Source organism: Serratia proteamaculans (assembly GCF_949794035.1).
Taxonomy (GTDB): domain Bacteria; phylum Pseudomonadota; class Gammaproteobacteria; order Enterobacterales; family Enterobacteriaceae; genus Serratia; species Serratia proteamaculans.
On record NZ_OX461105.1, the window covers coordinates 4,499,959 to 4,512,373 of the forward strand.

10 protein-coding genes are annotated in these 12,415 nt (G+C 59.0%); 6 read left to right on the forward strand and 4 right to left on the reverse strand.

What is annotated here, in order from left to right; all coding sequences use genetic code 11:
• Positions 1-108: 108 nt before the first annotated feature.
• Complete coding sequence (gene mrcB, locus QOT07_RS20930) at positions 109-2,613, reverse strand: bifunctional glycosyl transferase/transpeptidase (protein WP_207977566.1); 2,505 nt, start codon at positions 2,611-2,613, stop codon at positions 109-111.
• A gap of 99 nt (positions 2,614-2,712) precedes the next feature.
• Complete coding sequence (hrpB, locus tag QOT07_RS20935) at positions 2,713-5,151, reverse strand: ATP-dependent helicase HrpB (RefSeq protein ID WP_283603852.1); 2,439 nt, start codon at positions 5,149-5,151, stop codon at positions 2,713-2,715.
• Positions 5,152-5,238: 87 nt separating this feature from the next.
• On the opposite strand from hrpB, the gene thpR reads away from it, so the two are divergent.
• The 6 genes from thpR (at position 5,239) to folK (ending at position 10,219) form a co-directional block, all read left to right on the forward strand.
• Positions 5,239-5,781 carry an RNA 2',3'-cyclic phosphodiesterase gene (gene thpR / locus QOT07_RS20940; protein WP_283603853.1) on the forward strand — a complete coding sequence of 181 codons (543 nt, stop codon included), beginning with the start codon at positions 5,239-5,241 and terminating at the stop codon, positions 5,779-5,781.
• Positions 5,778-6,485: a DNA/RNA nuclease SfsA gene (gene sfsA / locus QOT07_RS20945; RefSeq protein WP_283603854.1), complete on the forward strand. Its 708-nt coding sequence runs from the start codon at positions 5,778-5,780 to the stop codon at positions 6,483-6,485. The genes thpR and sfsA overlap by 4 nt, the downstream gene beginning before the upstream one ends.
• Before the next feature lie 183 nt (positions 6,486-6,668).
• A complete protein-coding gene (dksA, locus tag QOT07_RS20950; RefSeq protein ID WP_085119044.1) occupies positions 6,669-7,124 on the forward strand; it encodes an RNA polymerase-binding protein DksA in 456 nt (151 codons plus the stop codon).
• A gap of 71 nt (positions 7,125-7,195) precedes the next feature.
• Positions 7,196-8,107, forward strand: a complete 912-nt coding sequence (gluQRS, locus tag QOT07_RS20955; RefSeq protein ID WP_283603855.1) for a tRNA glutamyl-Q(34) synthetase GluQRS — start codon at positions 7,196-7,198, stop codon at positions 8,105-8,107.
• Between the two features lie 61 nt (positions 8,108-8,168).
• Positions 8,169-9,719, forward strand: coding sequence for a polynucleotide adenylyltransferase PcnB (gene pcnB / locus QOT07_RS20960; protein ID WP_151416057.1), 1,551 nt, complete (start codon positions 8,169-8,171; stop codon positions 9,717-9,719).
• Positions 9,719-10,219 carry a 2-amino-4-hydroxy-6-hydroxymethyldihydropteridine diphosphokinase gene (gene folK, locus QOT07_RS20965; RefSeq protein ID WP_099065281.1) on the forward strand — a complete coding sequence of 167 codons (501 nt, stop codon included), beginning with the start codon at positions 9,719-9,721 and terminating at the stop codon, positions 10,217-10,219. The genes pcnB and folK overlap by 1 nt, the downstream gene beginning before the upstream one ends.
• Positions 10,220-10,241: 22 nt before the next feature.
• Here the strand turns inward: folK and qseC are convergent, their stop codons facing one another.
• Positions 10,242-11,600: a quorum sensing histidine kinase QseC gene (qseC, locus tag QOT07_RS20970; RefSeq protein WP_099065282.1), complete on the reverse strand. Its 1,359-nt coding sequence runs from the start codon at positions 11,598-11,600 to the stop codon at positions 10,242-10,244.
• Positions 11,597-12,259 carry a quorum sensing response regulator transcription factor QseB gene (gene qseB, locus QOT07_RS20975; RefSeq protein ID WP_283603856.1) on the reverse strand — a complete coding sequence of 221 codons (663 nt, stop codon included), beginning with the start codon at positions 12,257-12,259 and terminating at the stop codon, positions 11,597-11,599. The genes qseC and qseB overlap by 4 nt, the downstream gene beginning before the upstream one ends.
• Positions 12,260-12,415: the final 156 nt, after the last annotated feature.

The following is a 12,415-nucleotide window of genomic DNA, read 5'->3' on the forward strand; positions in this document are numbered from 1 at the left end:
CCAGATGGAAATAAACTGCGCAGAGAAACAAAAAAGCCCGCAACAGAAAGTTACGGGCTTAATAACAAAGAAAAACTTTTCGCCTAAGCGCTTTACATGATTAGCCGCTTACTTGCCGAACATGTCCTTGATCCAACCGGCGACGCCGTCAGCATCTTTCTGCTCACCCGCAGCCTGCTGCTGCTGCTGTTGTTGCTGTTGCTGAGCTGCCTGGCTTGCCTGACACAGACCTTGCGGATTGTCGGTCCACACCGGGATGGAGCGCCCACCACCGCCACAGACAAAGTTACCGCCAGAATCGATAGCTATCTGGTTGATCCCTTCCGGCGGCTGCAACATCAGCGGCAGCGGCGTCTGGTTCTCCAGATAACGGCGATACAGGGTCAGTGCACCGTTGGCACCGGTCAGCTTGGCCGGACCGTTGTTATCACGGCCAACCCAGGCGATAGCCACTTCTTTACCATCGATGCCGGCAAACCAGCTGTCGCGCAGATCGTTGGTGGTCCCGGTTTTCGCCGCCAGGTTGTAGTTGGGGAATTTCACCGACAGTGAACGGGAGGTCCCGCGTGCTACGCCCTGCTGCATGGCATACAGCGTCAGGTAGGCGGCCTGTGCCGGCACCACGCGTTCCGCCTGTGGGAAGCTCTGGTACAGCACCGAACCGTCTTCGGCGATCACTGAGCGCACCGCTGACAACGTCGCACGGTTACCGCCACCGGCGATGGTCTGGTATTCCTGCGCCACTTCCATCGGCGTCAGGCCAATCGCGCCGAGCAGCATAGAAGGTACCGGATTGATTTCCGCTTTCGGAATGCCCAGGCGTTGCAGTGTGGCGCTGATTTGATCCAGCCCCACCGCCATGCCCAGGTTCACCGTAGGAACGTTGAGCGAGAAGGCCAGTCCGTCCACCAACATCACCTGACCACGGAACTTACGGTCATAGTTGTTTGGCTGCCAGACGGTGCCGTTTTGCAGTTTCAGCGTTAATGGCTGGTCTGCCAGCCAGGTATTCAGGCGGTATTTATCCGGCTCGGACAGCGCAGTCAGGTAGGTTGGCGGCTTGGCCAATGAACCGACCAGACGGCGCGCCTGCATCGCACGGTTAAACCCGGCGAACTGCGGGTTGGCACCGCCAACCATGGCGCGGACTTCACCGCTGAAGCGATCGACAATCACCATCGCCGCTTCCAGATCCTGAACGTGGCGAGCCGCCTTCAGTGCCGGAATACCGTCTTCAACCGCTTTTTCCGCTGCGTCCTGCGAAACCGGATCCAGCGTGGTGAAGATTTTCACCCCGGACAGATCGTTAACCTTGTCGCCCAGCTTGGCTTGCAGCTCCTGACGCACCATCTGCATAAACGCCGGCTGCGGGGTGATCACCCCGCCTTTCGGCTGCACACCCAGCGGTCGTGCGCTGAGCATGTCGTACAGTTCGGCATCGATAACGCCCTGGTTCTGCAACAGTTTGAGCACCAGGTTACGGCGCTCCAGCGCCAGTTTCGGGTTACGCCAAGGGTTATACAGCGACGCCCCTTTGACCATGCCTACCAGCAGCGCCTGCTGATCCAGACTCAGTTCATCCACCGGGCGGCCGAAGTAATACAGGCTGGCCAGCGGGAAACCACGGATCTGATCGTTGCCGCTCTGGCCGAGATACACCTCGTTCAGGTACAGCTCAAGGATGCGATCCTTGCTGTAACGGTAATCTACCAGCAACGCCATGTAAGCTTCGTTGGCCTTACGCCACAGCGAGCGTTCATTGGTCAGGAACAGGTTTTTCACCAACTGCTGCGTCAGGGTACTGCCGCCCTGTACCGCACGGCCGGCGGTCAGGTTAGCCAGTACTGCACGGCCGATGGAATAGGGGCTGATACCGTCATGTTCATAGAAGTGACGGTCTTCGGTGGCGATCAGCGTATCCACCAGCAGGTCCGGGAAGCCGGCACGCGGTACGAACAGACGCTGTTCGCCATTCGGTGACTGCAACATGGTGATCAGGCGCGGATCGAGGCGGAAGAAGCCGAAACTGCGCTGGTTCTCCATGTTCTCGATTTTCGCCAAACGGTTGTTCTGGAAATCCAGACGGGCGTGGATCTGCCCTTCTTTACCGTCCGGGAAATCAAACGGACGGCGCAGCATCTCAATGCTGTTGGCCTGCACGGTAAATTCGCCCGGGCGCGTCATGCGGCTAACCTGACGGTATTGCATGCCCTCCAGCAGATCGACCATTTCCTTTTTGCTGTACGGCATGCCCGGTTCCAGATTGACCATACGGCCATACACCGCCGCCGGCAACTGCCAGACCTTGCCGTCAATGCGGCTGCGGATCTGCGAATCCAGGTATACGCCGTAGATCGCCAACAGGACGGCAACCACCAGGATCAATTTGATCAGCAGGCCGAGCCAGCGGCGTTTTTTACGCGGCGGAGTCGCTTTTACCTTACGTGGCATGCGTTCTTCCTCGTCTTCATAATCATCATCGTCATCCTGGTACTCGTCTTCTTCGTAATCATCGTAATCGTCATCTCGACGACGGCGCGGCGGCTTGCGCGACGCGGTGCGTTTTGGTTGTTTCCCTTTGCGCCCTATGGGCTCGCGGTCATCCCCAGCCATTGCTGTTGCTCTCCAGACTTGGCGGCACTGCCGGCCATTATAAGTCGCTTAATCTGTCGCGCCGTCAGGCCGCTGAACAGAAGAAACATCTGAATTCGTTTACTGATATTTTTTCGTGCGCCGCGTGGGAGCGGTATTCGCCGGGTCGTCCGGCCACACGTGCTTCGGGTAACGCCCTTTCATCTCTTTTTGCACTTCCCGATAAGCGCCCTGCCAGAACGCTGCCAGATCGCCGGTGATTTGCAACGGCCGGTGCGCCGGTGAGAGTAACTCAAGCACCACCGGGATGCGACCCTCAGCCAGCATCGGGCTGCGCTGTTCACCGAACACTTCTTGTAAACGCACCGCCAGCGCCGGCGGTTTGCCGGCATCATAGCGAATCGGTAATCGGCTGCCGGTCGGCACAGTGTAATGAGTGGGTAGCGCATTATCCAGCCGCTGCTTTTGCTGCCAGTTCAACAACCGCGCCAGGGCCTCGGCGATATTCACCTGTTTCAACCCACGCATGTCACGCACGCCACTCAGCGACGGCAGCAGCCACTGCTCCAGCGATGCCAGTAACGAGTCATCGTCGACCGGTGGCCAGTCAGCCTCCGGCAGCCAGTTCTGTGCGCACTGCAAACGCAGGCGCAACTGTTCGGCAGCGGTATCCCAGTTAAGCACCGCCACACCCTGGGCACGCACCCAGTTAAGCAGCGCCTGTTGCATCTCTTCGGCCCCCGGCTTGGCCAGCGGCTGGGCACGCAGCGTCAGACGACCAATCTGCTGGCGCTTCCAGGCGCGCAGCGTGCCTTTTTCTTCATCCCATTCCACGGCGGTTTGCTGGGAAACGATCGCCGGTAACTGCGCTGCCAGCGCTTCAATCTCCACCGGCAGTGCCAGCAGAATACGGGCATCGGGGCTGTTATGCCCCTGCAGCAGGCTGGGGACAATCAGCCAGGGCGCTCGCGATAACGCCTCATCCTGATTCATCGCCGCCCCCATGCCGTTAGCCAACAGGTAACGGCCATCCTGCCCACGCCGTTGGGCGATACGGTCAGTAAATGCCAACGCCAGCAGGCGCGGGGCCATCTCAACGTCAACCTGCCCGCTTTTCACCTGCAGGCGGCGGGCAAGCTGAGTCGCCCGGCGTTGCCAGTTCGGCTGTGGGCGGCTCAGCCAGTAGCCGATATCCATTTGTCCGCTGCGCGGTGGCTCTTCCAGTAACGCCGCCAGTGCGGCGGCCGTCGCCAGCCCATCAGCCCCGCGCTCTGCGCCGTGGGTCAGCATCGCTGCCAGCCGTGGCTCACAGCCCAATTTGGCCATCTGCCGACCGCGCGAGGTAAGTTTATCGCCGTCATCGGTGGCACCCAGCCGTTGCAACAGCCGCCGGGCTGCCGCCAGTGCCGTTTCCGGTGGCCGATCGAGCCAGGTCAGTTGCCCGACGTCATGGCAGCCCCATTGCAGCAACTCCAGCCAGAAACCGGCGAGGTCACTTTGCAGAATTTCCGGTTCGGCGTGCTCTGCCGCCCGCTCTGCCTGCTCTTTGGCAAACAGATGCCAGCAGATACCCGGCTCCAGACGCCCGGCACGACCGGCGCGCTGGATCATTGACGCCTGACTGATACGCTGTGTCACCAGCCGCGTCAGGCCATTACGCACGTCATAACGCGCCACCCGCTCCAGGCCGCTGTCGACCACCAACCGGATGCCTTCGATGGTCAGACTGATTTCGGCGATGTTGGTCGCCAGCACCACTTTACGCCGCCCGGCCGGGGCCGGTTGAATCGCTTTCTGCTGCTGCGCCAACGGCAAGGCACCGTACAGCGGGCACAGCTCGGTATCGGCAGCCACTTCGCCGTTCAAGCGCTCCAGCACCCGGTTGATTTCTGCAACGCCCGGCAGGAACAGCAGCAGCGATCCCGTCTGTTCCGACAGCAGGCGCTTAACCGCCGCGGCCACGCCGTCCTCCAGCCGCTGATGGCTGGCCAGGGGTTGATACTGGCGATCGACCGGGAAGCTACGCCCGGCGGACACCACCGCCGGTGCCTGTGGCAGCAACTGCGACAGGCGGGCGTTATCCAGCGTCGCCGACATGATCAGCAGTTTGAGATCGTCACGCAGCCCCTGCTGCACATCCAGCAGCAGCGCCAATGCCAGATCGGCCTGCAGGCTACGCTCATGGAATTCATCGAGGATCACCAACGAGACGCCCTGTAACTCGGCATCCTGCTGCAGCATGCGGGTGAGAATGCCTTCGGTCACCACTTCCAGCCGGGTATTTGGCCCCGTTTTGCTTTCGGCGCGCATGCGGTACCCCACGGTCTGGCCAGGTTCTTCGCCTAACTGCTGCGCCAGCCGATACGCCACGTTTTTCGCCGCCAACCGCCGCGGTTCGAGCATGATGATGCGGCCCGGCAGCCCGGCTTTAGCCAGGATCTGCAGCGGCAGCCAGGTCGATTTACCGGCACCGGTCGGCGCATGCAGCAGCACCTGCGGGGCGGATTGCAGCGCAGTGAGCAATTCATCAAGAACCGCGCTGACGGGCAGTGAAGACACAGAACTCTCCGTAGTGGTTAACATTGGACGGCGCACATTGTAGCATTAGAGTCTGCGTTTCATTCACTTGCCACTTGCCGGGGCCCCATGTCCAATTCGCGCCGCCTGTTTTTCGCCCTGACCTTGCCTGATGCGCTACAGCAACAGGTGATCCGCTGGCGTGCCGAAGCCTTCGCGCCGGAAGTCGGTCGGCCGGTCGCGGCGGCCAATTTGCACCTGACGCTGGCCTTTCTCGGCGACGTCTCGGCGCAAAAAGAGAGCGCGCTGAAAAAGTTGGCGGGCCGTATTAGCCAGCCCGGTTTCAGCATGGTGCTGGACGACCTGGGGCACTGGCCGCGTCCCGGCGTGGTTTGGCTCGGCACCCGACGTGCCCCGCGTGGGCTGTTGCAGTTGGCGGAGCTGTTACGATCGCAGGCGGCTCGCAGCGGTTGTTATCAGAGCCCGATGCCGTTTCATCCGCATATCACTCTGCTGCGATCGGCGACGCAACCGGTCGCCGTGCCGCCCGCTACCCCGGGCTGGAACTTCAGCGCCGACGAATTCGCCCTGTACCAGTCAGTGTTTGAAAACGGCCGCACGCGTTATCAAATGCTTGAGCAATGGTCTTTAACCCGTCAGGACACCCGATGATTTTTACGCCACCGCTGCGCCACGCCACGCTGATTAAACGTTACAAACGCTTTCTGGCGGACGTCGTCACCCCGGAAGGGGAAACCTTCACCCTGCACTGCGCCAATACCGGTGCCATGACCGGCTGTGCCACGCCCGGCGACACCGTTTGGTACTCCACTTCGGATAATCCCAAGCGCAAATACGCCCAGAGTTGGGAACTGACCCATACCCAACAGGGGGACTGGATCTGCGTGAACACCTTGCGTGCCAATGGGTTGGTACGTGAGGCAATCGAACAGAATCTAATCAATGAATTATCCGGTTACAGTAAAATCAGCAGCGAAGTAAAATACGGCAGTGAGAACAGTCGTATCGATTTGTTATTACAGGCAGAAAACCGAGCTAACTGCTATATTGAAGTTAAGTCAGTCACATTATTGCAACAACAACGTGGTTACTTCCCTGATGCAGTAACGCTCAGAGGACAGAAGCACTTACGTGAGTTGCTAAGCGTGGTTGAAAGCGGGCAACGGGCGGTATTGTTCTTTGCTGTGTTACATAGCGGTATTGAGCAGGTCGCACCGGCACATCATATAGATGAGCGTTATGCGACACTGTTGGCACAGGTTCAGCAGTTGGGTGTAGAAGTGGTTTGTTATGGGGCTAAATTATCACCTGACGGTATATCTCTCTGCGATAAGTTACCGTTTTTTATCGATTAGCGCTGGCCGGGTACAAATAATTCGACAACCGGTTAACGCGTCGCCAAATACGCCTTCCTTCACACCATTGTCAAGCAGGCGACAGGAATAATTGCCAACCTACCTCCCATCTGTTATTTATAGCGGCCTGTTTTTCCCCCACATTGGGGATTCGATAGTGCGTGTGTATGTAGGAGAAGCAACATGCAAGAAGGGCAAACCCGTAAAACCTCGTCCTTGAGCATTCTCGCCATCGCTGGGGTGGAGCCGTACCAAGAGAAGCCGGGCGAAGAGTACATGAACGACGCCCAGTTGTCGCATTTCAAGCGCATTCTTGAAGCATGGCGTAACCAGCTCAGGGATGAAGTTGATCGTACGGTAACTCATATGCAGGAAGAGGCAGCTAACTTCCCTGATCCGGCCGACCGTGCCACTCAGGAAGAAGAGTTCAGTCTTGAACTGCGTAACCGCGATCGTGAACGCAAACTGATCAAAAAGATCGAGAAAACGCTGAAGAAAGTAGAAGACGAAGATTTCGGCTACTGCGACTCTTGTGGCGTGGAGATTGGCATTCGTCGCCTTGAAGCGCGTCCGACTGCCGATTTGTGCATCGACTGCAAGACTCTGGCCGAAATCCGCGAAAAGCAGATGGCCGGCTAATACAGTTGTTACCGCTGCGGCGTGCGTTCTGCGTGCGCCGCACAGAGAAAAGGGAAAGTTTCCCCTCTGATATGCAAGAAAGACATTATGTGGGGCGCTTTGCCCCATCGCCTTCCGGGGATCTGCATTTCGGCTCGCTGATTGCCGCTCTGGGAAGCTACCTCCAGGCTCGTGCCCAACGCGGGCAGTGGCTGGTTCGCATTGAAGATATCGATCCCCCGCGAGAAGTCGCCGGTGCGGCCGATCGTATCTTATCCGCTCTGGAACACTATGGTCTCCTCTGGGACGGCCAGGTCATCTATCAATCCCAACGTCATGAAGCCTACCGCGCCGCTCTGGATCAACTGCATCAGCAGGGGCTCAGCTATTTCTGCAACTGTACCCGCAGCCGTATTCAGCAGATAGGCGGCCTGTATGACGGCCACTGTCGCTCTTTGAATCTTGGCCCGCAAGGTGCCGCCATTCGCTTGCGTCAGTCCTCTCCGGTTTACACCTTTCATGACCGCCTGCAGGGTGAGTTGCAGGCCGACCGGGCGCTGGCACAGGAAGACTTTATCATTCGTCGACGTGATGGGCTGTTCGCCTATAACCTGGCGGTGGTGGTGGACGACCATTTCCAGGGCATTACCGAAATCGTTCGTGGTGCCGACCTGATCGAACCTACGGTGCGCCAGATAGCGCTGTACCATCAGTTACAGGCGCCGGTGCCCGCCTATGTGCATCTGCCGCTGGCGCTGGGCGCCAACGGTATCAAACTGTCGAAGCAAAACCATGCACCCGCTCTGCCCGACGGCGATCCACGCCCAATACTGGTGGCCGCGCTAAAATTTCTGCGCCAACCGCTGCCGGAAAGCTGGCAAGATCTTGACCTGTCGTTATTATTGAGCTGGGCAATCGCACACTGGAAGCTGGATGATGTGCCGCGCCGGGAGGCTATTTCCCTGGACGAAAACACATCGGCATTCTCAAAAGAGCCATGGTGAGCTATGATTAGCCGCTATTTTTTGTTAGCGCCATTTTTATCAGACACTATCGAGGTGTACCATTTTTACCCGAGTAGCCAATTTCTGCCGTAAGGTGCTAATCCGCGATGACAAGCAGCCGCGCGATGATGCGCCGGTCAGCGATAAAAACGTAGTCCGCGAAGAAAGCGTGGTGGCGGCACCGCCGGCCGCGCCGCAGCAACGTTCCGCCGATCGCGGCAGAGAAAGCCCTGCCCGCCGACCGGCACCGCGTAAACGCTCACCTTTTCCTGCCGCAGAGAGCAACGGTTCAATGACCGTGATCCCACGCGACCAGCATTCCATCTCACGTAAAGACATCAGTGAGAATGCGCTGAAGGTGCTGTATCGCCTGAATAAATCCGGCTTCGAGGCCTATCTGGTCGGTGGCGGCGTACGTGACCTGTTGCTGGGCAAAAAACCGAAAGATTTCGACATCACCACCAACGCAACGCCGGAGCAAGTGCGCAAGCTGTTCCGCAACTGCCGTTTGGTTGGCCGCCGCTTCCGCCTGGCACACGTGATGTTCGGGCCGGAAATTATCGAGGTTGCCACCTTCCGTGGTCACCACGAGCAGCAAACGCCGGAATCTGACAAAAATTCTTCCCAACAGGCCCAAAACGGCATGCTGCTGCGCGACAACATCTTCGGTTCGATCGAAGAAGATGCCCAGCGCCGCGACTTCACCATCAACAGCCTGTATTACGGCGTAGCGGACTTCACTCTGCGTGATTACGTCAACGGCCTGCGCGATCTCAAACAGGGCGTGATCCGCCTGATTGGCGATCCGGAAACCCGTTATCGTGAAGATCCGGTGCGCATGCTGCGCGCAGTGCGCTTTGCCGCCAAGCTGGACATGACCATCAGTGACGAAACCGCCGAGCCGATCCCGCGCCTGGCATCCTTGCTGCATGAGATCCCGCCGGCACGTCTGTTTGAAGAGTCTCTCAAGCTGCTGCAGGCAGGCTACGGTTATCCGACCTATCTGAAGCTGTGTGAATATCAGTTGTTCCAGCCGCTGTTCCCACAGATTTCACGTCACTTCACGCCGACCCAGGACACGCCGATGGAGCGTATTCTGGCGCAGGTGCTGAAGAACACCGACTACCGCCTGCAGAACGACATGCGCGTCAACCCGGCGTTCCTGTTTGCTGCTATGCTTTGGTACCCGCTGCTGGAACATGCGCAGAAACTGGCGCAGGAGAGCGGACTGGCGTACTACGACGCCTTCGCGCTGGCGATGAATGACGTGTTGGACGAGCAGTGTCGTTCGCTGGCCATCCCGAAACGCATCACCACGCTGGTTCGCGATATCTGGCAGTTGCAGCTTCGCCTGTCCCGTCGTCAGGGCAAGCGCGCGCACAAGCTGATGGAACACCCGAAATTCCGCGCCGCTTACGATCTGCTGGCGCTGCGTGCCGAAGTGGAAGAAAACCAGGAAATGCTGCGTCTGGCCGAATGGTGGGGCGAGTTCCAGGAAGCCACTCCGGCACGCCAGAAAACCATGTTGAGTACTTTGGGTGACGATCCGGCACCGCGCCGCGCGCGTCAACGCCGCCCTCGCCGCCGGACGCCGCGTAAAGAAGGAGAATAATGATCCGCGTTTATATCGCGCTGGGTAGCAACCTGGCGCACCCGCTACAACAGGTGAAAGCCGCACTGGAAGCGTTGGAGCATCTCCCACGCAGCCGGTTGATCGTTTGTTCTTCGTTTTACCGCACCAAGCCGCTGGGCCCGCAGAACCAGCCGGACTATCTCAATGCGGTGGTGGCACTGGATACCTTGCTACCCGCAGAACAGTTGCTCGATCACACCCAAGCGATAGAACGCAATCAGGGCCGCGTGCGCAAAGATGAGCGCTGGGGCCCACGGACTCTGGATCTGGATATCATGCTGTATGGCGAGCAGGTCATTCATACCGACCGCCTGACGGTGCCGCATTACGGTCTGAAAGAGCGTGAGTTCATGCTCTATCCGTTGGCAGAAATCGCCCCCGAGTTAATCTTCCCCGATGGCGAATCGCTGGCCAGTTGCCTGAAACGCGTGCCGCAAAATGGCATGGAACTCTGGCACAAACCCAAGCACAAAGCCTGAGTCAGACGCAGCATGCCACGCCCTACAGCATCACCTGAGCAACAAATCCCCCTTCTGGCCGGTTGGCAAAGCTAACGCGCAGTCCGTGTAAGCCGGCAATACGCTGCACAATCGACAACCCCAACCCACTGCCGGTTTGCTCCTGGCCTGGCGGACGATAAAAACGTTCCCCCAACCGCGCCAGATGTTCCACCGTTACCCCAGGACCATTATCCTCGACCGTCAGCAGGCGCTCTGTCAGCCTCACAGTTACGATGCCGCCCGCTGGAGTATACCTCACCGCATTATCCAGCAGATTACGCACCAGCAGCGACAGCAGCAGCGTTTGCCCCTGTAGCGGCGGTGGCGAGCCCTGTTGTTCGTAACGCAGGGTGACGCCGGCAGCATGAGCATGGCGATCCTGCTCTGCCAGCGTCATCGGCACCAGTTGGCCCCAGTCGACCGCTTCCAGCTCAGCCAGGTCAGACAGGGAATCCAGCCGCGATAGCGTCAGCAGTTGATCCACCAGCCGGGTGGCACGATCGATACCCACCGTCAGATTGCCCAACGCATGCTCACGCATCGGCTCGTCATCACCGGCCAACTGCACCACCTCTGTCTGCACCCGCAGCGCCGCCAACGGACTGCGCAGCTCATGGGCGGCATCAGACGTAAAGCGCCGTTCACGCACCAGCAACGCATTGATGCGAGTAAACAGTGCGTTAAGCGCATCGACCAGCGGCCGGACTTCGGTCGGTACCTGACGCGCGTCCAACGGCGTGGCATCGTCCGGTGCGCGCTGGCGCAATCCTGCTGCAACACTTCGCAGTGGCCGCAGCTCACGCCCAACCATCAGCGCAATCAGTAGCATCAGGATCGGCAGCGTCACCAACCACGGCACCAGTTGCCCGGTCACCATGCCCAATGCCATATCCCGGCGATAGTCCCACTCTTGCCCTACCACGATGCGATAGCGGCCATCCGGGCTGGTCAGCCACAGTAAGCGCCAACTGTCGTCATCGCCTTTGCGTTCGCCATCGGTGAAACCTTCGCGATCGCCGTCAAAGCGGAAATCCGCGCCGTTTTCCCCATCGTTGAGCAGCATCTTGCCATCGCGATCGAAGATGGCGAACGCCAGCGCGTCATCATCCTGCTCGCCACGCTTGCCGTGATGCACCAGCTTTTTGGTTTTCGGCAGGCTGCGTACGCTCTCATCGGCCAGCAGATCGCCCAGGTTGACGGTCGCCAGCCGTTTGGCAAACAGCATCTGTTGAGTATCAAACACTTCGTTGATGGTGTTGCGCGTCATCATCCACGCCACCAGGCTGGCAGAGCACCAGGTCAACAGCGCCAACAGGCTGAAAATCAGGATCAGCCTTAGCCGCAGACTAAGATGTTTCACGCATCATCCCCCAGTGTGTAACCCACGCCGTGAATAGTGCGGATGAACCCGTTACCCAGCTTGCGCCGCAGATGATGGATATGGACCTCCACGGCGTTGCTGCTGACGTCATCGTCCCAGTTGTACAGTTTTTCCTGGATCAGCGGCCGCGCCAGCACCCGCCCCTTGTTATGCAGGAACAGTTCCAGCACCGCCAGTTCGCGTGGCGTCAGCGTGACCGGCTCGCCGTTGCAGCTCACGCTGCGGGTGGCGCTATCAAACACCACATTGCCATGCACCAGTTGTGGCATCAGTTGGCCATGGCGGCGGCGGATCAACGCCTGCAGCCGCGCCGCCACCTCCGCCAGGGCAAAAGGCTTGCACAGATAATCATCGGCCCCACTTTGCAGGCCGTTGACCCGTTGCTCCAGCGCGTCGCGCGCGGTCAGGATCAGCACCGGCACGTCATGACCGGCCTGCCGCCACTGACGCAACAAGTCCAGGCCATCGAGGCCCGGCAGGCTCAGATCGAGGATCACCGCGTCGTAGGGCGCGCTTTCCAGCGCATTTTTGCCGACCAGCCCATCGGTAAACCAGTCCAGATTAAAGCCGAGCTTGGTCAGCCCGGCCTTGATTCCGTCGCCGATTAACTTGTCATCTTCTATCAGCAGAATTCGCATGTGCGTCCTTTTTTAGCCATTGCCGGCCATTACACCACAAGGTTCTTAAGAACCGCTTAAGCATTATGATCTGCGCTACCCACCCCGTTAGGGTTACAGTAGAATGACAGCACTTTTTTGCAGCCAGGGCCCTGCGCACGCCGCACGACCCTATTC

Excerpts from the sequence above, each read along its gene's own strand:
- mrcB (WP_207977566.1), bottom strand. The coding sequence starts at position 2,613 with ATGGCTGGGGATGACCGCGAGCCCATAGGGCGCAAAGGGAAACAACCA.
- thpR (WP_283603853.1), top strand. The coding sequence starts at position 5,239 with ATGTCCAATTCGCGCCGCCTGTTTTTCGCCCTGACCTTGCCTGATGCG.
- sfsA (WP_283603854.1), top strand. The coding sequence starts at position 5,778 with ATGATTTTTACGCCACCGCTGCGCCACGCCACGCTGATTAAACGTTAC.
- dksA (WP_085119044.1), top strand. The coding sequence starts at position 6,669 with ATGCAAGAAGGGCAAACCCGTAAAACCTCGTCCTTGAGCATTCTCGCC.
- gluQRS (WP_283603855.1), top strand. The coding sequence starts at position 7,196 with ATGCAAGAAAGACATTATGTGGGGCGCTTTGCCCCATCGCCTTCCGGG.
- folK (WP_099065281.1), top strand. The coding sequence starts at position 9,719 with ATGATCCGCGTTTATATCGCGCTGGGTAGCAACCTGGCGCACCCGCTA.
- qseB (WP_283603856.1), bottom strand. The coding sequence starts at position 12,259 with ATGCGAATTCTGCTGATAGAAGATGACAAGTTAATCGGCGACGGAATC.